The following is a 26,614-nucleotide window of genomic DNA, read 5'->3' as shown; positions in this document are numbered from 1 at the left end:
AGGATCAAACTCTTCAGTTTAATTCCTGATAAAACTCTCGCTTGACGTCGCAATTCTGGGTCTCCCCAAAATCACAGTTTTACATCTAGTGCGAGTACTACATCTTTTAGCGCGCAATCCCGAAAGACCGCTCACCTCGACAAGTACCCACACCTATCAATTGTCTCGTTTTTAAAGAGCTTTGAAATCAACCCCTTGGATTAATTTCGTCTGCCGCGTCAGCAGCAGAGGGGCGAATTATACAGAGCTTTTTGAGGGTGTCAAACTTTATTTCGACGCCACCAAAAACTTTTCGCCCAACAAATTCAGAACCCCCAATGAAAACCGCTAACCCATTGATTTTTCTGCACTTGCCCCGCCAGAACCGCAACGGAGATGCGAATTATACCGACACAAATCTGGGCGTCAACGATATTCCTGTTAATTTCACCGAAAAGCGCAAGGAACCAGCGCAAGCACCTGATTTCAGAGGGAAACGAAACTGATGCGGGCAAACCTTCTCTTGCCAACCTGCAGGACGAAGGGGCCGCTGCCCGCCAGCACCAGTCCGCGATCGCTTATCTTTTCTCCGTCCACGCGCACGCCGCCCTGGTCGATCATGCGCAAGGCCTCGGAGGTACTGGCACTGAGGCCGGCCTGCTTGAGCACCTGCGCCAGCGGCCAAGGCCCGGCACCGGACAACGATACCTCGTCAATATCGTCGGGCACTCCGCCGTGCCGGAAGCGTGCTTCGAAATCGCTCAGGGCATCGTCAGCCGCCTGCTGTCCGTGGAAGCGAGCGACGATCTCCTGCGCGAGCGCGACCTTGGCGTCGCGAGGATTGCGGCCTTCACGCACTTCGCCCCGCAGCGCCGCGATTTCGGCGAGACTGCGGAAAGACAGAAGCTCGTAGTAGCGCCACATCAATTCGTCAGAGACGGACATCAGCTTGCCGAAGATCTCGCGCGGCGCCTCGCTGATGCCCACATAGTTGCCAAGCGACTTCGACATCTTGTTGACGCCATCGAGCCCGACCAGCAGCGGCATCATCAGTACACATTGGGGCGCCTGCCCGTAGTGTTTCTGCAATTCACGCCCGACCAGCAGATTGAATTTCTGGTCGGTACCGCCGAGCTCGACATCGGCACGCATCGCCACCGAGTCATAGCCCTGACATAGCGGGTAGAGAAACTCGTGAATGGCGATCGGCTGGCCACCAGCGTAGCGCTTGGCGAAATCGTCGCGCTCAAGCATGCGCGCGACGGTGTGCGTCGACGCCAAGCGCAGCATGCCGGCAGCGCCGAGCGGTTCGATCCAGGCCGAGTTGAAACAGATTTCCGTCAACTGCGGATCGAGAATCTTGAACACCTGCTCCTGATATGTCTTGGCGTTCTCAAGGATCTGCTCGCGCGTCAGCGGCGGCCGTGTCGTATTCTTGCCGCTCGGGTCACCGATCATGCCGGTGAAGTCGCCGATCAGGAACATGACGTGGTGCCCTAGCTCCTGAAAGTGCCGCAGCTTGTTGAGCAGAACCGTGTGCCCGAGGTGCAGATCCGGCGCCGTCGGGTCGAAACCTGCCTTGATGCGCAGCGGCCGGCCGCTCTTCAGCTTCTCCACCAACTCGGCCTCGACCAGCAACTCTTCAGCGCCGCGCTTGATCAGAGCCAGACTGCTCTCGACATCGATCATGAAAAACCCTTTCAATGGCCCGGCCGTGACTGACAGGGACGTTTTTTTGCTAGACTCCCGCGAGCGTTTTTGCACCCGTCACGGCAGACCATGAACAATCCAGAAAATAGCCGCGAACCGAGTCGCCGCGAAAGATTGTGGATTCTAGCGCATTCCCATCCGGGCATCGAACGCGTCGGCCGCCTGCGCTGGCCGCTCGCGGGAATCGGCGCCTTCTCTCTGCTGGGCATGATGGCCGCCTTCGCCACCGCCCCGGCCGACAACGCAAACAATGTCGCGCAGCAGACCATCGTGGAAACGCTCGATGCCCTGGCACCACAGCTGGTCGGCGTTTCTGCCGACAACGAGTACCTGCGCGAGGAGCGCGTCCAGCGCGGCGACACACTCTCTTCACTGCTCATCCGGCTTGGCGTCAACGACGCCGAGGCGTTCAACTTCATCCGCAACGATCCGCGCACGCAACAGATCGCGCGGCAACTGCGCCCGGGCAAGGCCGTTTCGGTACGCACCGGTGAAGGCGGCGATCTGCACACGCTTTATTTCCCGCTCAACGGCAAGGACGCGTCGCTGGTCGTCGAACGGCGCAACGGCCGCCTCGAGGCAAGCGAACAGGCGATGACGCTGGAGGCGCGTACTGTTTTCAAGTCCGGGGAAATTCGCTACTCGCTGTTCGGCGCGACCGACACCGCCGGCATTCCCGATGCGGTCGCCACACAACTGGCCGAGGTCTTCGGCGCCGACATTGACTTCCTGCGCGACCTGCGCAAGGGCGACCGTTTCTCGGTGGTCTACGAGATGTTGCAACATCGCGGCCAGTTCGTGCGCAGCGGCCGCATACTCGCCGCCGAATTCGTCAATAACCAGAAGACCTTCACGGCCTACTGGCACACTACGAGCGACGGCCACGGCGGCTATTACAGCCGCAACGGGGAGAGCCTGCGCAAGGCTTTCCTGCGCTCGCCGCTGGAGTTCTCGCGCGTCACCTCAGGTTTCACCAGCGCGCGCTTTCACCCCGTGCTGCAAACTTGGCGCGCACACAAGGGCGTCGACTATGGCGCGCCGATCGGCACCAGCGTGCGCACCGTCGCCGACGGCGTCGTCGAATTCGCGGGGCAGCAGAGCGGCTACGGAAATCTGCTGGTCATCCGCCACAGCGGCGCCTATTCGTCGGCCTACGGCCACCTCAAGGGCTTCGCCGCCGGCATCCGCAAGGGCACGTCGGTGCAACAGGGTGAAACCGTCGCTTATGTCGGGCAAACCGGACTGGCAACCGGCCCGCATCTGCACTACGAATTCCGGATCAACGGACAGCAGGTGAATCCGCTCGCGGTGAATCTGCCGCCGGCGACGCCGCTGGATCCGAAACAACTGGCCAGTTTCCGCAACTCGCTGCCCGCACAGGACGAACTGATGCAGCTTGCGCGTCAGGTTTCCGTGACCACCAGCGAATAGCGTCGTTTCGAGCGGACGACGCACGAAAGAGCCTTCAAGGCGTTTCGGATGCGGCGCGTACAGCGCATGAAAAAGGCGGCCGAAGCCGCCTTTTTCATTTCCTGCGCAGCGCGAACGGGAGATCAGGCCGAAAACGACGAGCCGCAGCCGCAGGTCGAGGTGGCGTTCGGATTGCGAATGACGAACTGCGAACCTTCCAAACCTTCGGAGTAGTCGATCTCGGCGCCGACGAGATACTGATAGCTCATCGGGTCGACCAACAGGGTGACACCGTTCTTCTCCATCGCAGTGTCGTCGTCGTTGGCGACTTCCTCGAAGGTAAATCCATACTGGAAGCCGGAGCAACCGCCGCCGGATACGAACACGCGAAGCTTGAGGTCGGCGTTGCCTTCCTCTTCGATCAACTCACGCACCTTGTTGGCGGCGCTGTCGGTGAAGATGAAGGGGGAAGGGATATCGGTTGCTGCGTTCATCGCATGACTCCTGGTTAGCCTGCCTATTCAGGCAATTGTGAATTGGACTGCCCGGGGCAATTCAGTTGCTGCTGGCCAGCTTGAGCTCGACGGTCTTCCCGCTCGTCTGATGCACCAACCTGCCCTGCACCACCGCCCCTTGCTGCATCTCCAGTTGGTGATACTCGACGTCACCTGTGACCCTGGCGTTGGGGTGAAGTTCCAGCGACTCAGCAGCACAGACCGGACCAATGACCGTGCCGTTGATGATGACGTGGCCGACCGTGATTTCACCTTCGACGCGGGCCTGCTCGCTGATGACCAGCGTCCCGGTCTGCTCTTTCTCGGCGCGCACGTTGCCGTGGATCTCGCCATCGACACGCAAGCCGCCCGAAAAGGTGACATGCCCCTCGATACGTGTTCCGGCGCCGATCAGGCTATCGATCTTGTTTTGTGGCTTGCTGCCGTTCTTGACACCGAACATGATGAGCCTCCAGCTAGAGCGTAACGGACTGGCGGGCACGCACTTCGCCATCCTGCATCAGGCGCGCCTCGACTGATTTGACGGCATTTCCAGCCGGCACCGAAAAACCCCCTTCAATGCGCTGGAAGTGCTTGATTTCAATTCTAAATTTCGCAACATCAGGCTCACCGCCCGAAGGGATGGTGATCATAGCATCTCCGGCGGGACGCTGCACCTTCACCAATAGCTGCAATGTTCCACGAAACTCCTTCTGCGGCTTGCCACCATTGTTCACCAGCAGCATGCGATAGCGATACTGCCCGGTGCTCGCATCCGGCTCGACGCGCAAACGATGGATGCGGACGCTCACATCGGCAGCGGACTCCGACGCAGGAATCAACCCCTCGAAGAAAGCCAGGTCGTCCCTGAGCGCGCTGTTTTCCGCCTCAAGCGCGCGCACCTGTTTGGTCAACTGCTGCTGTGCCACACGTTCGATCTGCAGACTGCTTTCGCCGGCCCCCGCCGCACTGCGCAGACGTGACGCCTCGTCCTCGAGTTCGCTGACTCGCTGCTGCAAGGCACGGACTTGGCCGACATTGTCGCCGGGCGCACCCGATGCTCGCTGTCCAAATTCGTAAGCCGCGGCGGAAAGACCCAGCGCCCCCAGCACGGCCGTAACGGCCGCAAGAAAGCGCCAGCGCCACTCGACGTGGGTGCCGATCGCCAGCTTCGGCGCACTGATGCCGAAGCGGCGCCGAAACCGGCGCAACTTCAGGGAAGTACGGGCAGTTGCCATAAACTATCGGTCTCCGGCAGACCGAACATGATGTTCATGTTCTGCACGGCCTGACCGGCTGCACCCTTGACGAGATTGTCAATGACGGAAAGCACAACCAGCGTGTCGCCCCCCTGTGGCCGATGCACGGCAATACGACAGAGATTGGCAGCCCGCACCGAGCGGGTCTCCGGGTGCGAACCGGGCGGCAGCACGTCGACAAAGGCTTCGCCGGCGTAGCGTTGCTCGAACAGCGCCTGGAAATCGGCCTCCCGGGCAACGCGCGCATAAAGCGTCGCGTGGATTCCGCGAATCAAGGGCGTCAAATGCGGAACAAAGGTCAGGCCGACCGGTTTTTGCGCCAGGCGGCTCAAGCCCTGGCGAATCTCGGGCAGATGCCGGTGACCGGCGACGCCATAGGCCTTGAAATTGTCGGACGCCTCGGCAAACAGGCTCGACACCTCCGCCTTCCGCCCGGCGCCCGAAACGCCCGACTTCGCGTCGGCAATGAGACTGCCTAGTTCGACGACGCCCGCCTCGACCAGCGGCGCCAGACCGAGTTGCACGGCGGTAGGATAACAGCCCGGATTGGCAACCAGACGCGCGCCGGCAATCGCCGCGCGATTGATTTCCGGCAAACCATAGACTGCGCGTTCGACGCATTCCGGCGACGCGTGCCGCATGCCGTACCACTTCTCCCACTCGGCGATGTCGGTAATGCGATAGTCGGCGGCGAGATCGATGACACGTACGCCAGCATCGAGCAGGGCCGGCGCCTGCTGCATCGCGATGCCGTTCGGCGTGGCGAAGAAAACGACATCACACTCATCAAGCCGCGCCGACGCCGGATCAGAAAAACACAGATCAACGCGCCGACGCAAACTGGGAAACATGTCGGCGACGCGCGTACCGGCCTCGGCACGTGACGTAATTGCCGCCAATTCAACCTGTGGATGCTGCGCCAGCAGGCGCAACAACTCGACTCCCGTATATCCGGTACCGCCAACTACACCAGCCTTGATCATCGCATCCTCCTGCATAGGCGGGACATCTTAATGCGCGCCCCCCGAAAACACAAAAGCCGCCCGAAGGCGGCTTTGCTTTGACCAGTGCGAGCTTAGCGCTTGGAGAACTGCTTGCGCCGGCGGGCCTTGTGCAAGCCGACCTTCTTACGCTCGACTTCGCGCGCATCACGCGTCACGAAACCAGCCTTCGACAGCGCGGGCTTCAGCGCTGCGTCGTATTCGATCAGCGCGCGCGTGATACCGTGGCGAACCGCGCCGGCCTGACCGGACTCACCGCCACCGGCGACATTGACTTGAATGTCGAAGGTGCCGGTGTGCTCGACCAGCTCCAGCGGCTGGCGAACGATCATGCGACCGGTGACGCGCGAGAAGAACTCATCAACCGGCTTGCCGTTCACGACGATGGCGCCAGTGCCGCGACGCAGGAAGACACGGGCGACCGCACTCTTGCGACGACCGGTGCCGTAATAGAAATTGTCAGCCATGGTCGATCCTTAGATTTCCAGAACTTTGGGCTGCTGGGCGGCGTGCGGGTGCGAATCGCCGACATAGCATTTCATTTTCTTGAGCATGGCGTAGCCAAGCGGGCCCTTGGGCAGCATGCCCTTGACAGCCTTCTCAAGCACGCGCGCCGGGAAGCGCTGCTGCATCTTCTCGAAACTCGTCTCGTAGATGCCGCCGGGGTAGCCGGTGTGGCGGTAGTACTTCTTGTCCAGCGCCTTGTTGCCGGTAACGCGCAGCTTTTCGACGTTGGTGACGACGATGAAATCGCCGGTATCAACGTGCGGGGTGAATTCGGGCTTGTGCTTGCCGCGCAGGCGACGAGCGATTTCGGTGGCGAGGCGGCCGAGCACCTTGTCGGTAGCATCAACTACCAGCCACTCGCGCTTCACCTCATGCGGTTTGGCGGAGAAAGTCTTCATTTGGAAACGCCGTCCTTTTATGCCTGATAACGGAAAGCCGCGTAGTCTATTTCAAGACACGGACGCGTGTCAATCAGGAAGCAACAACTCGTGCAATCGGCACAATGAGATCCGGCAAATGCGCGGGCGCGGACATCAGCCGGAACAAAAAAAACGCGACTCCGAAGAGTCGCGCTAAATCCACACCAAAGGAGGAGGGTGGAGGAGACAACCAGCGAGCGCCAAACAGCAAAACGCTCAAGTTGGACGCATTATGGCGCGAAGAGAAACAAAAATCAAGCGCCAATTTGTGCATCGCGACAATCGCTCAAGCAAGCCGAGCGACACCGTGACGGCACAATGCAATCGATTAAATATCAAATAGTTGAAGACATTCTCAGATATCAATTTACCAATAATAAACATCGACGGGCAGAGCGAAAAAACAATCGCAACGACGCCAATGCTGCAACGCAGCAGAAGCAGGCGACGGCAAGCACGGCGAAATCCACCGGCACAAGCGAAAAAGAACCGGGGCAGACGCTACAATCTCCGACCCAATTCGACAGGAAAACACCATGGAATGCAGGGTTCGCTGGAGCGGAGAAGGCATGTCCTTCATCGCCGAAACCGGCAGTAATCACGCCGTGATGATGGACGGCGCAGCGGAAGCGGGTGGCCGCAACCTCGCGCCGCGGCCGATGGAAATGTTGCTTGCCGGCACCGGCGGCTGCACGGCATTCGACGTTGTCCTGATCCTGCAGAAAGGGCGCCACGCGGTCAGTGGCTGCGAAGTCTCGCTGACCGCAGAACGCGCCGACACCGATCCGAAAGTGTTCACGCGCATCCACTTCCATTTCCGCGTGACCGGCAAAGACTTGCGCAAGGAAGTGGTGGCGCGCGCCATCGACCTGTCGCACAGCAAGTACTGCTCGGCATCAATCATGCTCGGCGCGACGGTTGTGATTACGCACGACTTCGAAATCATCGAGGACTGAGGCGCCCGGCACGGCGCGGGCCGAGGCAGCAACCGCCACTGCCCGCGCCGCCACTCGAGTCAGACGTAGCGCGCTCCACCCGTCACCAGGCGCGCAAACAGGCGCATCGCGCCCTTGACGGGCGCCGGCAACTCCCTGGCCCCCAGGCGCACCGCCATGCGTGCGTGACCTATCTCGTCCTGCTTCATCTGCTCGAGAATCGCCCGCGAGCGCTGGTCAGCGACCGGCCAAGCTGCGAGATGGCCGTCTAGATGCGCCTCGACCTGGCGTTCGGTTTCGGCGAGAAAGCCCAGATTCCAGTCGTCGCCCGCCGCCCCAGACAAGGCGCCAAGTGAAAGCGCACCGAGATAGCAAACGGGATTTAGCAGGCTCTTGTGCCCACCGAGTTCGGCGAGTCGGCGCTCGGTCCACGCCAGATGCTCAAGCTCCTCATGCGCCGCCTGCGCCAGCGCCTGGCGCAGCACCGGCTGGCGACAGGTAAGCGCTTGTCCCTGATACAGCGCCTGCGCACTGACTTCGCCGCAATGGTTGACGCGCATCAAGGCCGCCGCTGCCTGGCGCTCGGCATCTGACAACTCTGCCTCGGGAAGAGCAGCACCGGGCAAAGGACGCGACAAGGGCGCTGTCGCAAAAACGGTGCGCAGGGCACGGTCAAACCCGATGATCAATTGATCGGCGCTCATGCTGACTCCAGGAGAACATTGGCGGGAAACGTCACCACCGGCGGACGCGGCGGCGCACTGAAGATGAGTACCGGCACCGAACTGCGCGACGGTCGCCCGCAGAGCCTAGTTGCGACGTGGCAAGGACGGGTGCCCACCGGCGCGCAAGGCCATGCGCGCCTCTTCGGCATCATTGACGACGATGCCGATCGGACAGAAATATTCGTTGTACAGCGCCGCGTGCTGGCGATTGAGCGAGCTGTCCTTGATTCTCGCCCAAGCATTGCCGCGCGCTTTCGACCAGCTGCCATCATTACGGCCGAAGGCATAGAGCCGTCGCTCGCCGGACTCGCAGCGGACACCCTCGTAACTGACGTTGCGCACACCCGCTGCGCTGATCACCACCAGGGTATAGCGAACGACCCCGTCGCTACCGACACTGATCGAGTCGCCGTCGACGAAAAAGCGGTTGTCAGTGCTCGCACTGACGAAGAACGGCAGCAGAGCAGACGCCTTCGGCGCCGCCGGCAACTGCGGCTGGATTTCTTCCCAGACCAGCTCCTCGTAATCACTGTCGAAGCCTTCCGCCTGCGCTAGGCTGGCCGACAGACAACAGCCGAAGAGCGCCATGACAGCAGCGAAAACGCGAAATTCAGCCATTGCCGCCACCTTCCAGTTTTTCGGCCAGCATCGGCACTGCGGCCGGACGCCGCACACCGCGCTGGTCGGCATCCAGATAGCGCGCCAGTTCATTGAGCGCCTGCTCATAGACACCACGCTTGAACTCGATCACGGCGTCGAGCGGACCCCAGTAGTGGTTCCAGCGCCAAGCGTCGAATTCCGGGTGATCACAGGCACGCAGGGAGACGTCGCTGTCGCGGCCGAGCAGGCGCAGGAGAAACCAGATCTGCTTCTGCCCCTTGTAACTGCCGCGCCACTCCCGACGCACCCACTGGGTCGGCACATTGTAGCGAAGCCAGTCCCTGGTTCGGCCGAGAATGCGTACATGCTCGGGGAGCAAACCGACTTCCTCATGGAGCTCCCGAAGCATCGCCTGCTCGGGGGATTCCCCGCGCTTGATGCCGCCTTGTGGAAACTGCCAAGAATGTTCGCGGATTCGTTTGCCCCAGAAAACCTCGTTTCTGGCATTGCACAGAATGATGCCGACGTTCGGGCGGTAGCCTTCACGGTCGAGCATTTCGTAACCTGCAATTTATTGGATTGAAAGCATTCTTTCACAATTCACCGGGCTTGGAAAGCGCACCGGGCGGGCGTTTCCGGGCGGCGTAAGTCGCCGCCACCCACGCCGGGATGGCGGCACCACGCAGCAGCGCCAGCACTTTGCGCGCCTGCGGACCGAAAGACGAGCCCCCGTCGCCACCGGCGGCAGGACTCGCCCGCCTGTCGAAGACAAGCGGCGTCATCGCACCGACGCACGCCGTCGCGTAAAATATGCGCTCCTGCTCACCGAACGGAACACCATGCGCACCTCGCAATTCTTCATTTCCACGCTCAAGGAAGCGCCCTCCGACGCTGAAGTCGTCAGCCACCAGCTGATGCTGCGCGCCGGGCTGATCCGCCGGTTGGCCGGTGGCATTTACACCTGGATGCCGCTCGGGCTGCGCGTGCTGCGCAAGGTCGAAGGCATCGTGCGCGAGGAAATGAACCGCGCCGGCGCCATCGAGCTGTCGATGCCGGCGGTGCAGCCGGCCGAGCTGTGGCAGGAATCGGGCCGCTGGGAAAAGTACGGTCCCGAACTGCTGCGCTTCAAGGACCGCCATCAGCGCGACTTCGTCATCGGCCCGACGCACGAGGAAGTGATCACCGACGTCGTCCGCCGCGAGGTGAAGAGTTACCGCCAGCTGCCGCTGCACTTCTATCAAGTGCAGATGAAGTTCCGCGACGAGATCCGCCCGCGCTTCGGCGTCATGCGCGGCCGCGAATTCCTGATGAAGGACGGCTACTCGTTCCACACCAGCTTCGCCGACCTGCAGCGCGAGTACGACAACATGTACGCCACCTACACGCGCATCTTCACACGCCTGGGGCTGGCCTTCCGCGCCGTCGCCGCCGACACCGGCTCGATCGGCGGCACCGGCTCGCACGAATTCCATGTGCTCGCCGATTCGGGCGAAGACGCCCTCGCCTACTGTCCGGCTTCGGGCTACGCCGCCAACGTCGAACTCGCCGAGGCCGTCGTGCCGGCGACGCCGCGCCCGGCGCCCATTGCCGCGCTGACCAAAGTGGCAACGCCCGGCAAGGAGAAGTGCGAAGACGTCGCCGCCTTCCTCGGTCTGCCGCTGACGCAGACGGTCAAGGCCATCGCCGTCGTCCGCGCCGAGCCGCCGCAAGGCACGCCGGCATTCACCCTACTGCTCCTGCGCGGCGATCACGAACTCAATGAAATCAAGGCCCAGAAGCAGATCGGCGAATTCCGCTTCGCGCGCGAGGACGAGATCGTCGCCGCGCTCGGCAGCCAGCCCGGCTATCTCGGCCCGGTCGACGCCAGCGACGCAGTGTCGGTCGTTGTCGACCGCGCCGCCGCCGCGCTCGGCGACTTCGTCTGTGGCGCCAATGATGCCGGCTACCACCTCACCGGCGTCAACTGGGGCCGCGACCTGCCCGACCCCGGCACCGGCGTCGACCTGCGCAACGTCGTCGCTGGCGATATTTCCCCCGACGGCGCCGGCCCGCTCGAATTGTGCCGCGGCATCGAAGTCGGCCACATCTTCCAGCTGCGCACGCGCTACGCCGAGGCGCTCAAGTGCTGCTTCCTCGACGAAAACGGCAAGACGCAGGTGATGGAGATGGGCTGCTACGGCATCGGCGTCTCGCGCATCGTCGCCGCCGCCATCGAGCAGAACCACGACGCGCGCGGCATCATCTTCCCGGCGGCGATCGCACCTTTCGCAGTCAGCATCGTGCCGATGGGCATGGCGAAAAGCCCGGCGGTGCGCGAAGCCGCCGAGAAACTGCACGACGAACTCGCCGCCGCCGGCATCGACGTGCTGCTCGACGACCGCAACGAGCGTCCCGGCGTCATGTTCGCCGACATGGAACTGATCGGCGTGCCGCACCGCATCGTCGTCGGAGAGCGCGGGCTGGCCGAAGGCAGGCTTGAGTACAAGGGGCGGCGCGATGCCGAGGCGCAAATGATCGCCGCCGACGCCATGCTCGACTTCCTCAAGGCGAGGCTGTGCGCCGCCTGACGCAGGCACTGGCGGCGCCGCTGCTGGCGCTCGCCCTGCTCGCGCCGGCGGCGGCAATCGCCGGCGCACAACTGTACGAGCCGCTCTCCGCCAGTGTGCAGGCCGCGCTGTCGCGCTCGGTTGCCGATAACGCGCCGCCGCGCACCGCCTTCCGCAATTCGCTCGACGCGGTCGACTGGCAGCTTGAAATGTCGCGCCGGCTCGAACGGCGCATTCCCGACCGTGAAAGCCGGCTCGAATTCCTGCGCGCCGTACACTACGAAGCCACGCGCGCCGGTCTCGACCCGCAACTCGTTCTCGGGCTGATCCAGGTCGAGAGCGGCTTCAAGAAGTACGCGGTATCTTCCGCCGGCGCGCGCAGCTTCATGCAGGTGATGCCGTTCTGGGTGAAGCTGATCGGCCGCCCCGACGACAACCTCTTCCACCTGCGCACCAACCTGCGCTACGGCTGCACGATCCTGCGCCACTACCTCGACATCGAGCAGGGCGACCTCTACCGCGCGCTGGGACGTTACAACGGCAGTCTCGGCCAGCCCGAGTACCCGAACATGGTGCGCGCGGCCTGGCAGAACCAGTGGGCCTATTCGCGGCCCACGATCGCAACACGCTAAGCCCGGCCGCTCAAAAACCTTAGGCAACAGCCAGAACCTCGCCCAATCGGTCGCCGGCCTCAGTCGAAACGCGTATCGAGCCCCTGCTCGGCGAGTTCGGCGGCACGCAGCACGGCGCGCGCCTTGTTCTGCGTTTCCTGCCATTCGGCCGCCGGATCGGAATCGGCGACGATGCCAGCGCCGGCCTGCACGTGCATCTCGCCGTCCTTGACCAGCGCCGTACGGATGGCGATCGCCAGATCCATCTCGCCGTGGAAACCGAGATAGCCGACAGCGCCGGCGTAGATGCCGCGCTTGACCGGCTCAAGCTCGTCGATGATCTCCATTGCGCGCACCTTCGGCGCACCGGAGACGGTGCCGGCAGGGAACGAGGCCTTGAGCACGTCGAGCGCGTCGAGACCGGGCTTCAACTTGCCCTCGACGTTGGAAACGATGTGCATCACGTGTGAGTAGCGCTCGATAGTCATCGTTTCGGTAAGGCGGACCGAGCCGACCGCCGACACCCGACCGGCGTCGTTACGCCCGAGATCAAGCAGTTGCACATGCTCGGCGCGCTCCTTCTCGTCGGCCAGCAATTCGGCAGCGAGCGCCTGATCCTCTTCGAAGGAACTGCCGCGCCGACGCGTGCCGGCGATCGGCCGCAAGGTAACGGCATCGCCTTCCAGACGAACGAGGATTTCCGGCGACGCACCGACGACGTGGAAGTCCTCGAAGTCGAAGTAGAACATGTACGGCGAAGGATTCAACGAGCGCAAGGAACGGTACAGCGCCAGCGGACTCGCGCTGTAGGGTTTGCTCATGCGCTGCGACAGCACCACCTGCATGATGTCGCCTTCGGTGATGTAGCGCTTGGCCTTCTTTACCGCCTGCCGGAACTGCGCCTCGCCGAACACTGAAACGGCCGGCAGCGAGGACTTCGGGCTTTCGGCGGGAATCGGCACCGGCTCGCGCAACCGCGCAAGCAGCGCCTTCAAGCGTGCCTGTGCCTTCTGCAGCGCGCCGGGAACTCCCGGTTCGGCATAGACGACCAGAGTCAGCTTGCCCGAGAGATTGTCGACGACGGCGATCTCTTCGGAGAGCAGCAAGGTGATGTCGGGCGTGCCGAGGTCGCCGGGCTTCTGCGTTCGCGTCAGCCGCGTTTCGACGTAGCGCACCGTGTCGTAGCCGAAGCAGCCGACCAGACCGCCGCAAAAGCGCGGCAGGCCGGTCGACGGCGCGGCGCGGAAGCGCTTGAGGAAGCCGCCGATGAAGTCGAGCGGATTGGTGTCGTCCTCGCGCTCGGCGATGCGGTTGCCGGTGAGCACCAGTACCTGATGGCCGTGCACGACGATGCGCGTCGGGCTGGAGAGGCCGATGATCGAGTAGCGGCCGAAGCGCTCGCCACCCTGCACCGATTCGAGCAGGTAGGTGTAGGGGCCGTTGGCGAGCTTGAGGTAGATCGACAGCGGCGTGTCGAGGTCGGCGAAGGTCTCGAGCGTGACCGGAATGCGGTTGTAGCCCTGCGCGGCCAGCGCGTTGAATTCGATTTCGTTCATGCTTGTCTCACGAGTCGGTTGCTGCGGAAAGGAAGTGGGGCCGCCGTTCAGGCAATGCCCGGGGCAAGGTCTAATCCCGCCACGAACGCCAGCGCCGCCAGGAATCCCCAACGCACGCTGCAACGTTCTCCTTCAATTGCGCAACCCATTCGTTCGACATGATGACATTCAGGCCGGGAGAGCCGGCGACGCCTGCTGTGCAGACGCCGGCGGCGAAACAAACGAAGCCGCATAGGCAGCGGCTTCAACAAGACTTGATACTAGCGCATCGCATTCTGCGCTGTCCACCGGCCGCCCCTCGTTGTAACCGTAGGGAACACAGACCACCGGGCAACCCGCCGCGCGTGCCGCGGCGATGTCGTGCGCCGAATCGCCGACATGCAGATTGCTCGCCGGCACGGTCCCCATCACCGCACAGGCGTGCAGCAACGGCTCGGGACGCGGCTTCTTGAACGGCAGCGTATCGCCGCTGACCACCACCGAAAAGAAACCGGCCAGCCCCATGCGTTCAAGCAGCGGTTCGGTGAACATCGCCGGCTTGTTGGTCACACAACCCAGTGGCAGACCGAGCTTGCGCAAGGCGGCGATGCCGTCGAGCACGCCGGGATAGATGCGCGTCGAGCGGCCGTTGTTTTCTGCGTAATGCACGCGGAAGCGTTCGATGGCGTGCCGGAGCAAGTCGCCATCGGCAGCATCGGCGCCAAGACAGCGCTCGACCAGCACCGCCATCCCCTTGCCGACAAAGGCATTGATCTCAGCCTCGCTGCGCGGCGGACGCGACAGGTCGGCGAGCATGGCGTTGCAGGCGACGGCGAGGTCGCCGACGGTATCGAGCAGCGTACCGTCGAGGTCGATGGTGACCGAGCGGATTTCCATCGGCAGCTCAGGCGGCGGCAACGCCGGCAAGCTCGGCGCGCATGGCATCGATGGTCGCCTTGTAATCGGCCGTTCCGTAAATCGCCGAACCGGCAACGAAGGAATCGGCGCCGGCGCGGGCGATCTCGGCGATGTTGTCGATCTTGACGCCGCCGTCGATCTCGAGACGGATGTGGCGACCGCTTTCACGCTCGTAAGCGTCGAGACGCGCGCGCGCCGCGGCGAGCTTCGGCAGCGTCGCAGGAATGAACTTCTGCCCGCCGAAACCGGGGTTCACGCTCATCAGCAGGACGACATCGAGCTTGTCCATGACATGGTCGAGGTAGTTGAGCGGTGTCGCCGGGTTGAAGACGAGCCCGGCCTGACAGCCCTGCTCGCGGATCAGCGACAGCGTGCGATCGACATGCTCCGAACCTTCCGGGTGGAAGGTGATGATGTTGGCACCAGCGCGCGCGAAATCGGGAATGATGCGGTCGACCGGCTTGACCATCAGATGCACGTCGATCGGCGCCTTGGTGAGCGGACGGATTGCCTCGCACACCAGCGGGCCGATGGTCAGATTGGGGACGTAATGGTTGTCCATGACGTCGAAGTGGATCCAGTCGGCACCGGCGGCGACAACATTGACGACCTCTTCGCCGAGGCGGGCGAAGTTGGCGGAAAGGATGCTCGGCGCAATGACGTACATGACGGCCCCCGAAAACGGAAAAAAACGCATCTTACGCGAAGGAGCGGCCTGCGGCGATTGGCGGACGCCCTGCCGACAGGCCTGACGCGCCGGCAGAACCGCGGGCGCCTTCCCTTGTCAGAAGAATGGCTTTGGTGTGCAATGCCGCTCGCCAGTCGCCCCACCCGATCATCATCACGGAAGAATTCATGGCCGAAAGCAAAAAGTACGAGATGGCCGTCAGTGCAAATCCCCAGTACGTCGGCGCCCAGTCAGCTCCCGAGCAGGACCGTTACGTCTTCGCCTACACCATCACCATCGAGAATGTCGGTACGGTCACCGCGCAACTGATTTCGCGGCACTGGATCATCTGCGACGCCGCCGGTGACACGCAGGAAGTGCGCGGCTTGGGCGTCGTCGGCGTACAACCGCTGCTGCGGCCGGGCGAGAAGTTCGAGTACACCAGCGGCTGCCAGCTGGCGACGGCCGTCGGCACCATGCGCGGCACTTACCAGATGGTCGCCGAAGACGGCACCAGCTTCGCCGCCAGCATCAACGAATTCACACTCGCCGCACCAAGGGTTCTGCATTGAGCCTCAAGCACAGCTACGCGCTGATCGCGCCGTTCTACGACGCAGCGCTCGGCGACGGCATGAACGCGACGCGGCAGCGCAGCCTGTCGGCGCTACCGGAAGCTCCGGCGCGCGTGCTGATCAACGGTGTCGGTACCGGACTCGACCTGCCACATTTGCCACGGCAGCATCATTACGTTGGCGTTGACCTGACCTCCGCCATGCTCGCGCGCGCCTGCCGGCGCGCCGGCGGACTGGAGTTCCGCGCCGTTCAGGGCGACGTGCAGCGGCTGCCTTTCGCCGACGCGAGCTTCGATCATGCGGTACTGCACCTGATCCTCGCCGTCGTTCCCGACCCGGCCGCCTGCCTGCGCGAGGCCGCACGCGTCGTCGCTCCCGGCGGCAGCGTACTGATTTTCGACAAGTTCCTGCGTCCGGGACAGCGCGCGCCGCTGCGCCGCCTGATCAATCCACTGTTGCGCCGCGTGGCGACGCGCCTTGACGTGGTTTTCGAAGAGACGCTGGTGCAGGCGCCGCGACTCGTACTCGAGGCCGACGAGCCGGCGCTGGCCGGCGGCTGGTTCCGCCTGATCCGCCTGCGCCGCACGCACTGACCGCATCCCCGCCGCGACAAAAAGCCCCGCAAGGTCCTGCTTGGCGGGGCTTTTTCTTCGTACAGGCAGCGCCGTGGCGCGCTGATTCGGCGACCGGCTAGGAGCGGTAGTCGGCGTTGATCTTCACGTAATCGTAGGAAAAATCGCAGGTGTAAACGCGCGCCTGCGCGGCACCGCGGCCAAGATCGACGCGCACGATGATTTCCGCCTGCTGCATGACGCGCGCGCCGTCCTCCTCGACGTAACTCGAGGCACGGCCGCCATTCTCGGCGACGAGCACCTTGTCGGCGCCGGCTTCGAGCCAGACACGAATGCCGGCAACGTCGAGATCGTCGATACCGGCGTAGCCGATCGCCGCGAGAATGCGGCCGAGGTTGGGGTCGGAGGCGAAGAAAGCGGTCTTCACCAGCGGCGAGTGGCCGATAGCGTAGCCGACGCGCCGACATTCCTCGCGCTCGCGACCGTTTTCGACGACGACGCTGATGAACTTGGTGGCACCCTCGCCGTCGCGAATGATCGCCTGCGCCAGTTCGACGGCGACGCCGATCACCGCCGCGCGCAGTTGCGCGTAGCCGGGCGTGTCGGCCGAGTCGAATTCGGCACCGGACTGGCCGCTGGCAATCAGCACGAAGGAGTCGTTGGTCGAGGTGTCGCCGTCGACGGTGATGCAGTTGAACGATTCGTCGGCGGCCTCGCGCACCAGCCGGCGCAGCAGCGGCTGCGCGATGCCGGCGTCGGTGGCAATAAAGCCGAGCATGGTCGCCATGTTCGGCTTGATCATGCCGGCGCCCTTGCTGATGCCGGTGATCGTCACCGTCTTGCCGGCAATCTCGACTCGCCGGGAAGCGGCCTTCGCCACCGTGTCGGTGGTCATGATCGCGTGCGCGGCAGCGTGCCAGCGGTCGGCGGACAGATCGGCGACACAGGCCGGCAGACCGGCAACGAGGCGCTCGACCGGCAGCGGCTCGAGAATGACGCCGGTCGAGAACGGTAGCACCTGACGTTCCTCGATACCGAGCAGACGCGCGACCGCCGTACAGGTCTGCCACGCCGCCTGGATGCCGGGCTCGCCGGTACCGGCGTTGGCGACGCCGGTATTGATCACCAGCGCACGCATTTCGCCACCGATTTCAAGATGGCGGCGGCACAGTTGCACCGGCGCAGCACAGAATCGGTTCTGCGTGAACACACCGGCGACACGGCAACCGGGATCGAGCGCGATCACGGTCAGGTCGCGGCGACCGGGCTTGCGGATGCCGGCCTCGGCGATGCCGAGACGCACCCCGGCGACGGCGTGCAGTTGTTCGGGAGCGGGCGTTGCGTAGTTGACGGGCATAGTCGTTCCTTGCGCCCGCGGCACGCAGCCGCGGGCACGAACACCCGCGTCAGCGCATCCGGGCGACGTTCGATCTCAGTTCAGTTTTCCGTGGCAGTGCTTGTACTTCTTGCCGGAGCCGCAGGGGCAGGGATCGTTGCGGCCGGCTTTCGGCGCGGCATGGGCCGGCGCTGCCGCCGCTGCTGGCGCAGCCGCGGCAGCTGCCGCCTCGCCATCGACCTCGGCGAGCGCGGCTTCGTCCAGCTCGGCATGGCGGTACTCGACATTGCGCACGTCAGCCTGCGGTGCCGTCTCTTCGACGGTTTCGGCACGTACCTGCACGGTCACCAGCAGACGCGTCGTTTCGGCGCGAACACGGTCGAGCAATGCCTCGAACAGTTCGAAGGCCTCGCGCTTGTACTCCTGCTTCGGGTTCTTCTGCGCGTAGCCACGCAGGTGGATACCTTGGCGCAGATGGTCAAGCGCCGACAGGTGCTCGCGCCAGTGAGTGTCGAGGCTCTGCAGCATGATGTTGCGTTCGAACTGGTGGAAGCTCGCCTCGCCGACCTGGCCCACCTTGGCCGCGTAGCTCGCATCGGCGAGCTCGATGATGCGCTCAAGGATCGCTTCGTCGCCGAGATTCGGCTCGGCCGTCGCCCAGTCGACGATCGGCAGTTCGAGCTGCAGTTCGCCGGCGAGCGCCTTCTCCAGCCCCGGCAGGTCCCACTGCTCTTCGACGCTGTCTTCCGGAACGTAAACGCGGAAGCTGTCGGTGAGCACACCGTGACGCATCGCGGTGATCGTTGCGCTGATGTCGTCGGTTTCTAGCAGTTCGTTGCGCTGCTGGTAGATGACCTTGCGCTGGTCGTTGGCGACGTCGTCGTACTCGAGCAGTTGCTTGCGGATATCGAAGTTGCGCCCTTCAACCTTGCGCTGCGCCGATTCGAGCGAACGCGAAACGAGGGGATGCTCGATCGGCTCGCCTTCGGGCATCTTCAGCCGATCCATCACCGATTTCAGTCGTTCGCCGGCGAAGATGCGCAGCAGCTGGTCATCGAGCGAGAGATAGAAGCGCGAGGAGCCGGGGTCGCCCTGACGACCGGAACGACCGCGCAGCTGATTGTCGATGCGGCGCGACTCGTGGCGTTCGGAACCGATGATGTGCAGACCGCCTGCGGCGACCACCTGCTGGTGCAGGACATCCCACTCGGCACGCATGGCAGCGAGCTTTTGCGCCTTTTCTTCGGCCGGCAGCTGCTCGTCGTCGCGCACCGCGCCGAGGGCTTTTTCGACGCTGCCGCCGAGAACGATGTCGGTACCGCGGCCGGCCATGTTGGTGGCGATGGTGACGACGCCGGGGCGCCCGGCCTGCACGACGATCTCGGCTTCACGCGCGTGCTGTTTGGCGTTGAGCACCTGGTGCGGAATCTTCTGCGTGTCGAGCAGCGACGAGAGCAGTTCGGAGTTTTCGATCGAGGTCGTACCGACCAGCACTGGCTGCCCGCGCTCGCGGCAGGCGCGAATATCGGCGATGATCGCCGCGTACTTCTCGTCGGCCGTGCGGAAGATCTGGTCGTTGTGGTCGATGCGCTGCATCGGCCGGTTGGTCGGCACAATGACCGTTTCCAGACCATAAATCTGCTGGAATTCGTAGGCTTCGGTATCGGCCGTGCCGGTCATCCCGCCGAGCTTGCCGTACATGCGGAAGTAGTTCTGGAAGGTGATCGAGGCCAGTGTCTGGTTCTCGTTCTGGATGCGCACGCCTTCCTTGGCCTCGACCGCCTGATGCAGGCCGTCGGACCAGCGACGTCCCGGCATCATGCGGCCGGTGAATTCATCGACGATGATCACTTCATCGTTCTGCACGACATAGTGCTGGTCACGCAGATACAGCGTGTGCGCGCGCAAGGACGCGTACAGGTGATGGATGAGCAGGATGTTGGCGGCGTCGTAGAGACTGCTGCCTTCGGCGAGCAGACCGAGCTGCGCAAGAATTTCTTCGGCGCGCTCGTGGCCGCTCTCGGAGAGCAGAACCTGATGCGCCTTCTCGTCAACCCAGTAGTCGCCGGGCCCGTTTTCTTCAAGGCAGCGCGTCAGCATCGGCGCGACCTTGTTCATGCGCACGTAAAGTTCGGTGTGATCTTCGGCCTGACCGGAAATGATCAGCGGCGTGCGCGCCTCGTCGATGAGGATCGAATCGACTTCGTCGACGATGCCATAGGCCAGTTGCCGCTGCACGCGCTCCCCGGCCGAATAGACCATGTTGTCGCGCAGGTAGTCGAAGCCGAACTCGTTGTTGGTGCCATAGGTGATATCGGCGGCGTAAGCGACCTGCTTCTCGTCGTGCGCCATCTGCGAGAGATTGACGCCGACTGTCAGCCCGAGAAAGCGGTGCAGGCGCCCCATCCACTCGGCATCGCGGCTGGCGAGGTAGTCATTGACGGTAATGACATGGACGCCTTCGCCGGCCAGCGCATTCAGGTAAGCGGGCAAGGTGGCGACCAGCGTCTTGCCTTCGCCGGTGCGCATTTCAGCGATCTTGCCTTCGTGCAGGGCAATGCCGCCGATCATCTGCACGTCGAAGTGGCGCATGCCGAGCACACGCTTGCCGGCCTCGCGCACCACGGCAAAGGCTTCGGGCAGGATCGCGTCGAGTGACTCGCCGGCGGCGACGCGCGCCTTGAATTCATCGGTGCGGGCGCGCAGGGCTTCGTCGGAGAGCGCGGCGATTCCTGATTCCAGCGCGTTGATCTTGCGCACTGTCTGCGCGTACTGCTTCACCAGCCGGTCGTTGCGGCTGCCGAAAAACTTCTTGAGTAGGCCGGAAATCATTGTGTGGACTGAGGGTCGCCGAAAGGGAAGGATTCTATCACGCAGGCGCCATGCCAAATCGGCACGACGCGAGGCGGCGCCACGCGACTAGCGCGGAGCGCCGGCCTTGGCGGAATTGCCCGCGGCGGTTTGCGTCTGCGCCATCAGCAGATCCTGACGCAGGAAACGCACCGGATTCTGCGGCACTCCCTTGTAGCGAACCTCGAAATGCAGATGCGGCCCGGTCGAGCGGCCGGTATTGCCACTGGCGGCAATCTCCTGGCCTCGCTTGATCACCTGCCCCGAGCGCACCAGCGCACGCGACAGATGCGCGTACCGGCTGGAAAAGCCGTTGCCGTGATCGATCTCGATCAGATTGCCGTATTGCGGATGGAACTCGGCGGAAAGAACGACACCACCGGCGGCGGCGATGACCCGCGTACCCGTCTCGGCGATGAAGTCGATCCCTTCGTGCATCGCCTGCACACCGGCGATCGGGTCGGTTCGCCAGCCGAAGCCGGAACCGATCGTGTTGCTCTGAATCGGCAGGATGGTCGGCAGCATGATCGACTTGACGCGCTTGTCCATCAGTTGCGACTCAAGCGCCGCCAGACTGTCGCTGCGCTGATCAACGAGTTGCGCCAGACGGTCAACCTCCTGCTGCAGCTGCTCCGCCGACAGCGGCGCCGGCGATGCCGGCAGGATCAGCGGCCCGCCCTGCCCGGGCGGCGCTTTTCCGGCGGCTGGCGGCGGCATCTTGCCGGGCTCCAGGCGCGCCGGCGCATCGACACCTGAGAGCGCCGAAATACGCTCGCCCAGCGAGTCGAGACGCAGCAGCTGTGCCTGCAGCTGACCGAGCTTGACCGCCATCACGTTGACGTTGTCGCGGACAAACTCCTGCGACTTCTGCGCCTGCTGCTGCTGCACCGACAGCGCCAGACTCTCGGCAAACGGCAAGCGGAACTGCACGCCGACCCAGGACAGCAGCAGCGCTGCGGAAAACAGCAGCGCGGCAAAAAAAGCGGCGGCAAGCGCCATCATGCGCGAGGTAAGGACCATGCTCTTGGCGGTTGCCAGGCGGTCCGAGACGAGAATAATATGCAAGTTGACTCTCCTTGACGTTCCCGATGCACAACTCGATCGAAAACTACCTCGCTGCTGACGACGGTGCCGGCAAGCTGCTGGCCCACGCCAGGCTGCTGCAGAAGCTGGCGCGCATCTTCGCCGAGGTGTCACCGACACATCTGGCGCAGGCAAGTTGCCTGGCCAATTACCGCACGGGAATTATCTTTATCCACGCCGCAAACGGCGCGGTCGCCGCCAAACTGCGCCAGCTGGCGCCGCGTCTGGCGAACGAGTTTTCTCTAAGGGGCTTCGAGTGTAGCGGCGTTCATGTCAAAGTGCAAGCCACTGAAATCCCACGCCAATCAATGACTTCCGCGAAAAAACCCTTGAGTGACGAAGCCCGTCAGGCGGTCAGCGGACTGCGTGAGCGACTGCCGCAATCGCCGCTGCGCGAGGCGCTGGGAACGCTGCTCGAGCGCGCTGCTACAGCGGAATGACAGCGATGCGCTCAAGCGCCAGCAGCGCGAGAAAGATCAGCGCGGCGAGCAATGCAAAGATGAACAGACGCTTGGTCAGCCACAGATAGCGCGGCTCACGCGTCAGCAGCCAGGCCAGCGCCGAGCCGGCAATGAGGATCGCCGTGATGACTGCCAGCAGACGCAGCAGCCACATGTCGGCGCGTCAGGCCGGCTGGGCCAGCCAGCGGGTAACGCCAGCCGGTGCGGCGGCGGCATCATCGAAGCTGACAAACTCCCACGCCGGACGATTGGCAAGCAGCGCGCGCGCCAGCATGTTGTTCAGCGCGTGTCCCGATTTGTGCGCGGTGAACGACGCCAGCAGCGGATGACCGAGCAGATAGAGGTCGCCGATCGCGTCAAGCACCTTGTGCTTGACGAACTCGTCGCCGTAACGCAGTCCGTCGGCGTTGAGAACGCGGTATTCGTCGAGCACGACGGCGTTTTCCAGACCACCGCCCTGAGCCAGTCCGTTCTCGCGCAGCCACTCGACTTCCTGCATGAAGCCGAAGGTGCGCGCACGCGCCACTTCGCGGACGTAGGAGTTCTCGGCGAAGTCGATGGTCACGTTCTGGCCGCTGCGGTCGATGGCCGGGTGGTTGAAGACGATCGAGAACGCGAGGCGGTAGCCGTCGTACGGATCGAAGCGCGCCCACTTGTCACCGTCGCGAACTTCGATCGGCTCGCGCACGCGGATGAACTTCTTCGCCACCGGCTGCTCTTCGATTCCCGCCGACTGGACGAGGAAGACGAAGGGCGACGCCGAGCCGTCGAGAATCGGCACCTCGGGCGCGTCGAGATCGACCCAGGCGTTGTCGATGCCAAGGCCGGCAAAGGCCGACATCAGGTGTTCGATGGTGCCGACGCGCACCTTGCCTTGCGCGCTGTCGACTTCAAGACACGAGCACATGCGCGTATCGCCGACGAGCAGCGCCGACGCCGGCAGGTCGACCGGCTGCTCAAGGTCGATGCGACGGAAGACGATACCGGTATTCGGTGCCGCCGGGCGCAGGGTCATGGTGACCTTGACGCCGGAATGCAGGCCAACGCCGCAGGCGCGGATCAGCGATTTGAGCGTTCGTTGCTTGAGCATGTGCCTGAAAGAATGCGGGAAAACCGACGGATTCTAGCACGAACCGCGACAGCCCCGTTATGGACCCTGCCAATCGTGCACGGGCAACGCCCACCCGCCGGAGGCGACGGCGTGTGGGCAGCCGTGTCGTTCAGTCCGCCTGCTTGCGCAGGAAGGCCGGGATGTCGTAACGATCGACACCGCTGTTGGCCAGCGCCTCGACGGTGGCGCTGCGTCCTTTGCGGATGATCGCCGGCGTGTCGAGCTGGTTGTAATCGATCGCCGTCGCCGCCGACTGCAGGAAGGCGCCGTCGGTACCCGTGGCATTGAGGATCGGCGTATTGATCACCTCGAAAGTCTGCCGCTTGGCCTGCGCCTGACCGAGACCGGTGGCGACGACGGTGACGCGGATGTTCTCGCCCATCGATTCGTCGTACACCGCGCCGAAGATGACGCAAGCGTCTTCCGCGGCGAATTCGCGAACGGTCTTCATGACCTCGTTCACTTCCTTCATCTTCAGGCCGCGCGTGGCAGTGATGTTGACCAGCACGCCGCGCGCGCCCGAGAGGTTGATGCCTTCGAGCAACGGCGAAGCAACCGCCTGTTCGGCGGCGATGCGCGCACGATCAACGCCGGAAGCGACGGCCGAGCCCATCATCGCCATGCCCATCTCGCTCATCACCGTGCGCACGTCCTCGAAGTCGACGTTGACCAGACCCGGGAAGTTGATGATCTCGGCGATGCCGCCGACGGCATTGCGCAGCACGTTGTCGGCGGCACGGAAGGCTTCTTCCATGCTGACATCGTCGCCAAGCACTTCCATCAGCTTGTCGTTGAGGATGACGATCAGCGAATCGACGTGCTTCTGCAGCTCGGCGATGCCGGCTTCAGCAACACGCAGGCGCTTGCCTTCGAAGCCGAAAGGCTTGGTCACCACAGCAACGGTGAGGATACCCATTTCGCGCGCCACTTCGGCGACGACGGGAGCGGCGCCGGTGCCGGTACCGCCGCCCATGCCGGCGGTGATGAACACCATGTGCGCACCCTTGATCGATTCGGCGATGCGCTCGCGCTCCTCAAGCGCTGCGGTGCGGCCGGCTTCCGGCTTGGCGCCGGCACCGAGGCCGGTGCGCCCGAGTTGCACGCGCTGCATGGCGTTGCTGCGCTTCAAAGCCTGCGCGTCGGTGTTGGCGGCGACGAAATCGACGCCGTTGACCCCTTCGCGAATCATGTGATCGACGGCATTGCCGCCGGCACCGCCGACGCCGACCACTTTGATGATGGTGCCAACGTCGCCGTCGGCCGCCGCGTCTTCCTTGTCGATGATTTCGAACATTGTCGCCTCCTCTGCAAAAATCGGAAAATTACAAAAAATGAATCAGAAATTTTTCTCGAACCACGACCGCATCCGGCCGAGTACCTGCTTGAAATCGCCTGTTTCCCGCACCTTCAGTCCGCGCTTGCGCTGTGTCTGAGCTTCGAGCAGCAAGCCACAGGCCGTCGCGAAACGGGGGTTCTGCACCACATCGGCAAGCGCCCCCTTGTAGCGCGGCACGCCGAGGCGCACCGGCATGTGGAACACCTCTTCGCCAAGTTCGATCATTCCCGGCATCACCGCCGAACCGCCGGTCAGCACGACGCCGGAAGACAGCACTTCCTCGAAACCCGAGCGGCGCAGTTCGGCCTGCACCAGCTCGAACAACTCCTCGACGCGCGGCTGGATGACGTCGGCCAGCGCGCGCCGCGACAGCTTGCGCGACGGGCGGTCGTCGACGCCGGCGACGTCTAGCGTCTCCTCGGCATCGGCCAGCTGCGACAGCGCGCAGCCGTACTTGATCTTGATGTCCTCGGCTTCGCGCGTCGGCGTGCGCAGCGCCATGGCGATGTCGTTGGTGATCTGGTCGCCGGCGATCGGGATCACCGAGGTGTGGCGGATCGCGCCCTGCGTCCACACCGCCAGATCGGTGGTACCGCCGCCGATATCGACGAGGCAGATGCCGAGATCCTTTTCGTCCTCGGAAAGCACGGCGTACGAGGACGCCAGCGGCTGCAGCACCAGATCATTCACCTCCAGTCCGCAGCGGCGCACGCACTTGACGATGTTCTGCGCCGCCGAAACGGCGCCGGTGACGATGTGCACCTTCACTTCGAGGCGGAAGCCGCTCATGCCGATCGGCTCGCGGATGCCGTCCTGGTCGTCGATGATGAATTCCTGCGTCAGGATGTGCAGGATCTCCTGATCGGCCGGAATCGGCATCGCCTTCGCCGTCTCGATGACGCGCTCGACGTCCATCGGCGACACTTCCTTGTCCTTGATCGCGACCATGCCGTTCGAGTTGAAGCTCTTGATGTGGCTGCCTGCGATTCCGGTGTAGACGTCCTTCACCTTGCAGTCGGCCATCAGCTCGACTTCCTGGATGACGCGCGAGATCGTCGCCACCGTCTCCTCGATATTGACGACGACGCCCTTGCGCAGCCCGCGTGACTCCTGCGAACCCATGCCGATGACGTTGAGTCTGCCCTCCGGCGTGACCTCGGCAACCAGCGCGACGATTTTCGACGTGCCGATATCGAGTCCTACGATCAGATCCTTGCTATCCCTGCTCATTCCCGTCCCCTGCCTTCATTCCCCGCACTGCTCGCGTAACGCAGCGCAAAGCCGTTCGGATAGCGCATATCCACCGCGACCGGCCGTGACCGGCGCCCATCCGCCAGCACCGAGTAATTCTCCACAAAACGCGCCAGGCGCATGGCGATCGGCGCCTTTGCCTGTTCGCGACCGAGCTCGATCAGCATGCCGTCGTCCAGCTTGATCTGCCAGGCGAGACGCGCCGACAGCGCCACCGCCACCGGCCGGCGCCCGGTCGGCGCCAGCCCCTCGGCAAACTCGGCATAGCGGCGCAGCGCCTCGGCCGCCGCCCCCGGCGGGCCGGAGAGTTCGGGCAAGTCCTGCTCGTCGCCATACGACGCGGTGAACACTTCGCCGAAATCGTTGACCAGCTGTCCGCCGCCCTCGCCCCAGTACGCTGCCGGGCGATGTTCCTCGATCACGATTTCCAGCCGCGACGGCCACTGCCGACGCAGTTCCGCGTGTCGCACCCAGGGCAGCTTCTCCAACGACTGGCGCAGCGCGTCGAGATTGATGCTGAAGAAGTTGCCGCGCAGCAGCCCGGACATGGCGCGCTCGACGTCCTTGCGCTGCACTTCGTGCAGTTCGCTGACCACCACCGCCTCGCGCAACGGAAAGAGCGGTAGCCGTGTCGCCCACAGTGCGGCAGCGACGAGCAGCGCCGCGCCTGCTGCAACGAGCAGCAGATCGGCGACGACGGTCATCAGCTGGGGACGGTGCCACATC

General features: G+C 63.7%; 31 protein-coding genes. 9 read left to right on the top strand and 22 right to left on the bottom strand.

Annotated features, from left to right (window positions below; translation table 11 throughout):
* Window positions 1-317: 317 nt before the first annotated feature.
* Entirely contained in the window at window positions 318-485 is a 168-nt protein-coding gene (locus GGD90_RS16255) for a hypothetical protein (RefSeq protein WP_153117752.1), read from the top strand.
* Here the strand turns inward: GGD90_RS16255 and tyrS are convergent.
* The gene (gene tyrS, locus GGD90_RS16250) at window positions 466-1,668 is read right to left on the bottom strand and encodes a tyrosine--tRNA ligase (RefSeq protein ID WP_153117751.1); all 1,203 of its coding nucleotides are present in this window, start codon (window positions 1,666-1,668) and stop codon (window positions 466-468) included. The two genes, GGD90_RS16255 and tyrS, sit on opposite strands and share 20 nt — an antisense overlap.
* 90 nt (window positions 1,669-1,758) lie before the next feature.
* Between tyrS and GGD90_RS16245 the strand changes: the two genes are divergently transcribed.
* Window positions 1,759-3,120 carry a M23 family metallopeptidase gene (locus GGD90_RS16245; protein ID WP_153117750.1) on the top strand — a complete coding sequence of 454 codons (1,362 nt, stop codon included), beginning with the start codon at window positions 1,759-1,761 and terminating at the stop codon, window positions 3,118-3,120.
* 122 nt (window positions 3,121-3,242) lie between these two features.
* Here GGD90_RS16245 and erpA read toward each other — a convergent pair whose 3' ends face one another.
* From erpA to rplM, 6 genes are all read right to left on the bottom strand, one after another.
* Window positions 3,243-3,593: an iron-sulfur cluster insertion protein ErpA gene (gene erpA, locus GGD90_RS16240; protein WP_153117749.1), complete on the bottom strand. Its 351-nt coding sequence runs from the start codon at window positions 3,591-3,593 to the stop codon at window positions 3,243-3,245.
* A 61-nt stretch (window positions 3,594-3,654) separates the two neighbouring features.
* The gene (locus GGD90_RS16235) at window positions 3,655-4,056 is read right to left on the bottom strand and encodes a bactofilin family protein (protein ID WP_153117748.1); all 402 of its coding nucleotides are present in this window, start codon (window positions 4,054-4,056) and stop codon (window positions 3,655-3,657) included.
* Window positions 4,057-4,069: 13 nt separating this feature from the next.
* Window positions 4,070-4,831 carry a DUF6776 family protein gene (locus GGD90_RS16230; protein ID WP_153117747.1) on the bottom strand — a complete coding sequence of 254 codons (762 nt, stop codon included), beginning with the start codon at window positions 4,829-4,831 and terminating at the stop codon, window positions 4,070-4,072.
* The gene (gene argC / locus GGD90_RS16225; protein WP_153117746.1) at window positions 4,807-5,835 is read right to left on the bottom strand and encodes an N-acetyl-gamma-glutamyl-phosphate reductase; all 1,029 of its coding nucleotides are present in this window, start codon (window positions 5,833-5,835) and stop codon (window positions 4,807-4,809) included. The genes GGD90_RS16230 and argC overlap by 25 nt, the downstream gene beginning before the upstream one ends.
* 92 nt (window positions 5,836-5,927) lie before the next feature.
* Window positions 5,928-6,320, bottom strand: coding sequence for a 30S ribosomal protein S9 (gene rpsI / locus GGD90_RS16220; protein ID WP_153117745.1), 393 nt, complete (start codon window positions 6,318-6,320; stop codon window positions 5,928-5,930).
* Window positions 6,321-6,329: 9 nt separating this feature from the next.
* Window positions 6,330-6,758, bottom strand: coding sequence for a 50S ribosomal protein L13 (rplM, locus tag GGD90_RS16215; RefSeq protein WP_153117744.1), 429 nt, complete (start codon window positions 6,756-6,758; stop codon window positions 6,330-6,332).
* Window positions 6,759-6,956: 198 nt separating this feature from the next.
* Here rplM and GGD90_RS16210 point away from each other — a divergent pair, with 198 nt between their 5' ends.
* Both GGD90_RS16210 and GGD90_RS16205 read left to right on the top strand, forming a co-directional pair.
* A complete protein-coding gene (locus GGD90_RS16210) occupies window positions 6,957-7,388 on the top strand; it encodes a hypothetical protein (protein ID WP_153117743.1) in 432 nt (143 codons plus the stop codon).
* Window positions 7,316-7,735 (top strand): OsmC family protein, encoded by a 420-nt coding sequence (locus tag GGD90_RS16205; protein ID WP_153117742.1) that lies wholly within the window; start codon window positions 7,316-7,318, stop codon window positions 7,733-7,735. Before GGD90_RS16210 ends, GGD90_RS16205 begins: the two co-directional genes overlap by 73 nt.
* A 59-nt stretch (window positions 7,736-7,794) precedes the next feature.
* Here the strand turns inward: GGD90_RS16205 and coq7 are convergent, their stop codons facing one another.
* The 4 genes from coq7 to GGD90_RS16185 form a co-directional block, all read right to left on the bottom strand.
* Window positions 7,795-8,418: a 2-polyprenyl-3-methyl-6-methoxy-1,4-benzoquinone monooxygenase gene (gene coq7 / locus GGD90_RS16200; protein WP_153117741.1), complete on the bottom strand. Its 624-nt coding sequence runs from the start codon at window positions 8,416-8,418 to the stop codon at window positions 7,795-7,797.
* 105 nt (window positions 8,419-8,523) lie between these two features.
* Window positions 8,524-9,057 (bottom strand): CNP1-like family protein, encoded by a 534-nt coding sequence (locus GGD90_RS16195; protein ID WP_153117740.1) that lies wholly within the window; start codon window positions 9,055-9,057, stop codon window positions 8,524-8,526.
* On the bottom strand, window positions 9,050-9,595 hold the full coding sequence (locus GGD90_RS16190) for an RNA pyrophosphohydrolase (RefSeq protein WP_153117739.1): 546 nt from the start codon (window positions 9,593-9,595) through the stop codon (window positions 9,050-9,052). The genes GGD90_RS16195 and GGD90_RS16190 overlap by 8 nt, the downstream gene beginning before the upstream one ends.
* 37 nt (window positions 9,596-9,632) lie before the next feature.
* Window positions 9,633-9,821 (bottom strand): hypothetical protein, encoded by a 189-nt coding sequence (locus tag GGD90_RS16185; RefSeq protein WP_153117738.1) that lies wholly within the window; start codon window positions 9,819-9,821, stop codon window positions 9,633-9,635.
* 57 nt (window positions 9,822-9,878) lie between these two features.
* Here GGD90_RS16185 and GGD90_RS16180 point away from each other — a divergent pair, with 57 nt between their 5' ends.
* Both GGD90_RS16180 and GGD90_RS16175 read left to right on the top strand, forming a co-directional pair.
* Window positions 9,879-11,606, top strand: a complete 1,728-nt coding sequence (locus GGD90_RS16180; protein WP_153117737.1) for a proline--tRNA ligase — start codon at window positions 9,879-9,881, stop codon at window positions 11,604-11,606.
* On the top strand, window positions 11,594-12,217 hold the full coding sequence (locus tag GGD90_RS16175) for a lytic transglycosylase domain-containing protein (RefSeq protein WP_407690641.1): 624 nt from the start codon (window positions 11,594-11,596) through the stop codon (window positions 12,215-12,217). Before GGD90_RS16180 ends, GGD90_RS16175 begins: the two co-directional genes overlap by 13 nt.
* A gap of 59 nt (window positions 12,218-12,276) precedes the next feature.
* Here GGD90_RS16175 and trpE read toward each other — a convergent pair whose 3' ends face one another.
* From trpE to rpe, 3 genes are all read right to left on the bottom strand, one after another.
* Window positions 12,277-13,752 (bottom strand): anthranilate synthase component I, encoded by a 1,476-nt coding sequence (trpE, locus tag GGD90_RS16170; RefSeq protein ID WP_153117736.1) that lies wholly within the window; start codon window positions 13,750-13,752, stop codon window positions 12,277-12,279.
* Between the two features lie 168 nt (window positions 13,753-13,920).
* A complete protein-coding gene (locus tag GGD90_RS16165; RefSeq protein ID WP_153117735.1) occupies window positions 13,921-14,628 on the bottom strand; it encodes a phosphoglycolate phosphatase in 708 nt (235 codons plus the stop codon).
* A gap of 7 nt (window positions 14,629-14,635) precedes the next feature.
* Window positions 14,636-15,316: a ribulose-phosphate 3-epimerase gene (gene rpe, locus GGD90_RS16160; RefSeq protein ID WP_153117734.1), complete on the bottom strand. Its 681-nt coding sequence runs from the start codon at window positions 15,314-15,316 to the stop codon at window positions 14,636-14,638.
* Between the two features lie 188 nt (window positions 15,317-15,504).
* Here rpe and apaG point away from each other — a divergent pair, with 188 nt between their 5' ends.
* Together apaG and GGD90_RS16150 are read left to right on the top strand one after the other, a co-directional pair.
* Window positions 15,505-15,888 carry a Co2+/Mg2+ efflux protein ApaG gene (gene apaG / locus GGD90_RS16155; protein WP_153117733.1) on the top strand — a complete coding sequence of 128 codons (384 nt, stop codon included), beginning with the start codon at window positions 15,505-15,507 and terminating at the stop codon, window positions 15,886-15,888.
* Window positions 15,885-16,481 carry a class I SAM-dependent methyltransferase gene (locus GGD90_RS16150; protein ID WP_153117732.1) on the top strand — a complete coding sequence of 199 codons (597 nt, stop codon included), beginning with the start codon at window positions 15,885-15,887 and terminating at the stop codon, window positions 16,479-16,481. The genes apaG and GGD90_RS16150 overlap by 4 nt, the downstream gene beginning before the upstream one ends.
* A gap of 97 nt (window positions 16,482-16,578) precedes the next feature.
* On the opposite strand, the gene argJ is transcribed toward GGD90_RS16150, so the two are convergent.
* The 3 genes from argJ to GGD90_RS16135 form a co-directional block, all read right to left on the bottom strand.
* The gene (gene argJ, locus GGD90_RS16145; RefSeq protein WP_153117731.1) at window positions 16,579-17,817 is read right to left on the bottom strand and encodes a bifunctional glutamate N-acetyltransferase/amino-acid acetyltransferase ArgJ; all 1,239 of its coding nucleotides are present in this window, start codon (window positions 17,815-17,817) and stop codon (window positions 16,579-16,581) included.
* A 75-nt stretch (window positions 17,818-17,892) separates the two neighbouring features.
* Complete coding sequence (secA, locus tag GGD90_RS16140) at window positions 17,893-20,628, bottom strand: preprotein translocase subunit SecA (RefSeq protein WP_153117730.1); 2,736 nt, start codon at window positions 20,626-20,628, stop codon at window positions 17,893-17,895.
* A gap of 87 nt (window positions 20,629-20,715) precedes the next feature.
* A complete protein-coding gene (locus GGD90_RS16135; protein WP_153117729.1) occupies window positions 20,716-21,711 on the bottom strand; it encodes a M23 family metallopeptidase in 996 nt (331 codons plus the stop codon).
* A gap of 23 nt (window positions 21,712-21,734) precedes the next feature.
* Between GGD90_RS16135 and GGD90_RS16130 the strand changes: the two genes are divergently transcribed.
* Window positions 21,735-22,169 carry a DciA family protein gene (locus GGD90_RS16130; protein ID WP_153117728.1) on the top strand — a complete coding sequence of 145 codons (435 nt, stop codon included), beginning with the start codon at window positions 21,735-21,737 and terminating at the stop codon, window positions 22,167-22,169.
* Here the strand turns inward: GGD90_RS16130 and GGD90_RS16125 are convergent.
* From GGD90_RS16125 to GGD90_RS16105, 5 genes are all read right to left on the bottom strand, one after another.
* Entirely contained in the window at window positions 22,156-22,344 is a 189-nt protein-coding gene (locus GGD90_RS16125; protein WP_153117727.1) for a hypothetical protein, read from the bottom strand. The genes GGD90_RS16130 and GGD90_RS16125 overlap by 14 nt on opposite strands.
* Window positions 22,345-22,353: 9 nt before the next feature.
* Window positions 22,354-23,280, bottom strand: coding sequence for a UDP-3-O-acyl-N-acetylglucosamine deacetylase (gene lpxC, locus GGD90_RS16120; protein ID WP_153117726.1), 927 nt, complete (start codon window positions 23,278-23,280; stop codon window positions 22,354-22,356).
* Between the two features lie 130 nt (window positions 23,281-23,410).
* Window positions 23,411-24,595, bottom strand: coding sequence for a cell division protein FtsZ (gene ftsZ, locus GGD90_RS16115; RefSeq protein ID WP_153117725.1), 1,185 nt, complete (start codon window positions 24,593-24,595; stop codon window positions 23,411-23,413).
* 42 nt (window positions 24,596-24,637) lie between these two features.
* On the bottom strand, window positions 24,638-25,867 hold the full coding sequence (gene ftsA / locus GGD90_RS16110; RefSeq protein ID WP_153117724.1) for a cell division protein FtsA: 1,230 nt from the start codon (window positions 25,865-25,867) through the stop codon (window positions 24,638-24,640).
* Window positions 25,864-26,613 (bottom strand): cell division protein FtsQ/DivIB, encoded by a 750-nt coding sequence (locus GGD90_RS16105; RefSeq protein WP_153117723.1) that lies wholly within the window; start codon window positions 26,611-26,613, stop codon window positions 25,864-25,866. The genes ftsA and GGD90_RS16105 overlap by 4 nt, the downstream gene beginning before the upstream one ends.
* Window position 26,614 lies beyond the last annotated feature (1 nt).

Source organism: Rhodocyclus tenuis (assembly GCF_014197755.1).
Classification (GTDB): Bacteria; Pseudomonadota; Gammaproteobacteria; order Burkholderiales; family Rhodocyclaceae; genus Rhodocyclus; species Rhodocyclus tenuis.
This window is presented reverse-complemented; position numbering and strand designations above follow the sequence as displayed.

Coding starts and splice junctions, on each gene's coding strand:
- GGD90_RS16130 (WP_153117728.1), top strand. CDS start 21,735: ATGCACAACTCGATCGAAAACTACCTCGCTGCTGACGACGGTGCCGGC.
- tyrS (WP_153117751.1), bottom strand. CDS start 1,668: ATGATCGATGTCGAGAGCAGTCTGGCTCTGATCAAGCGCGGCGCTGAA.
- trpE (WP_153117736.1), bottom strand. CDS start 13,752: ATGAACGAAATCGAATTCAACGCGCTGGCCGCGCAGGGCTACAACCGC.
- rplM (WP_153117744.1), bottom strand. CDS start 6,758: ATGAAGACTTTCTCCGCCAAACCGCATGAGGTGAAGCGCGAGTGGCTG.
- apaG (WP_153117733.1), top strand. CDS start 15,505: ATGGCCGAAAGCAAAAAGTACGAGATGGCCGTCAGTGCAAATCCCCAG.
- secA (WP_153117730.1), bottom strand. CDS start 20,628: ATGATTTCCGGCCTACTCAAGAAGTTTTTCGGCAGCCGCAACGACCGG.
- GGD90_RS16105 (WP_153117723.1), bottom strand. CDS start 26,613: ATGTGGCACCGTCCCCAGCTGATGACCGTCGTCGCCGATCTGCTGCTC.
- GGD90_RS16245 (WP_153117750.1), top strand. CDS start 1,759: ATGAACAATCCAGAAAATAGCCGCGAACCGAGTCGCCGCGAAAGATTG.
- GGD90_RS16190 (WP_153117739.1), bottom strand. CDS start 9,595: ATGCTCGACCGTGAAGGCTACCGCCCGAACGTCGGCATCATTCTGTGC.
- erpA (WP_153117749.1), bottom strand. CDS start 3,593: ATGAACGCAGCAACCGATATCCCTTCCCCCTTCATCTTCACCGACAGC.
- coq7 (WP_153117741.1), bottom strand. CDS start 8,418: ATGAGCGCCGATCAATTGATCATCGGGTTTGACCGTGCCCTGCGCACC.
- argJ (WP_153117731.1), bottom strand. CDS start 17,817: ATGCCCGTCAACTACGCAACGCCCGCTCCCGAACAACTGCACGCCGTC.
- ftsA (WP_153117724.1), bottom strand. CDS start 25,867: ATGAGCAGGGATAGCAAGGATCTGATCGTAGGACTCGATATCGGCACG.
- argC (WP_153117746.1), bottom strand. CDS start 5,835: ATGATCAAGGCTGGTGTAGTTGGCGGTACCGGATATACGGGAGTCGAG.
- lpxC (WP_153117726.1), bottom strand. CDS start 23,280: ATGCTCAAGCAACGAACGCTCAAATCGCTGATCCGCGCCTGCGGCGTT.
- GGD90_RS16165 (WP_153117735.1), bottom strand. CDS start 14,628: ATGGAAATCCGCTCGGTCACCATCGACCTCGACGGTACGCTGCTCGAT.
- GGD90_RS16230 (WP_153117747.1), bottom strand. CDS start 4,831: ATGGCAACTGCCCGTACTTCCCTGAAGTTGCGCCGGTTTCGGCGCCGC.
- GGD90_RS16235 (WP_153117748.1), bottom strand. CDS start 4,056: ATGTTCGGTGTCAAGAACGGCAGCAAGCCACAAAACAAGATCGATAGC.
- GGD90_RS16125 (WP_153117727.1), bottom strand. CDS start 22,344: ATGTGGCTGCTGCGTCTGCTGGCAGTCATCACGGCGATCCTCATTGCC.
- GGD90_RS16195 (WP_153117740.1), bottom strand. CDS start 9,057: ATGGCTGAATTTCGCGTTTTCGCTGCTGTCATGGCGCTCTTCGGCTGT.
- ftsZ (WP_153117725.1), bottom strand. CDS start 24,595: ATGTTCGAAATCATCGACAAGGAAGACGCGGCGGCCGACGGCGACGTT.
- GGD90_RS16255 (WP_153117752.1), top strand. CDS start 318: ATGAAAACCGCTAACCCATTGATTTTTCTGCACTTGCCCCGCCAGAAC.
- rpe (WP_153117734.1), bottom strand. CDS start 15,316: ATGTACGTCATTGCGCCGAGCATCCTTTCCGCCAACTTCGCCCGCCTC.
- GGD90_RS16205 (WP_153117742.1), top strand. CDS start 7,316: ATGGAATGCAGGGTTCGCTGGAGCGGAGAAGGCATGTCCTTCATCGCC.
- GGD90_RS16185 (WP_153117738.1), bottom strand. CDS start 9,821: ATGACGCCGCTTGTCTTCGACAGGCGGGCGAGTCCTGCCGCCGGTGGC.
- rpsI (WP_153117745.1), bottom strand. CDS start 6,320: ATGGCTGACAATTTCTATTACGGCACCGGTCGTCGCAAGAGTGCGGTC.
- GGD90_RS16180 (WP_153117737.1), top strand. CDS start 9,879: ATGCGCACCTCGCAATTCTTCATTTCCACGCTCAAGGAAGCGCCCTCC.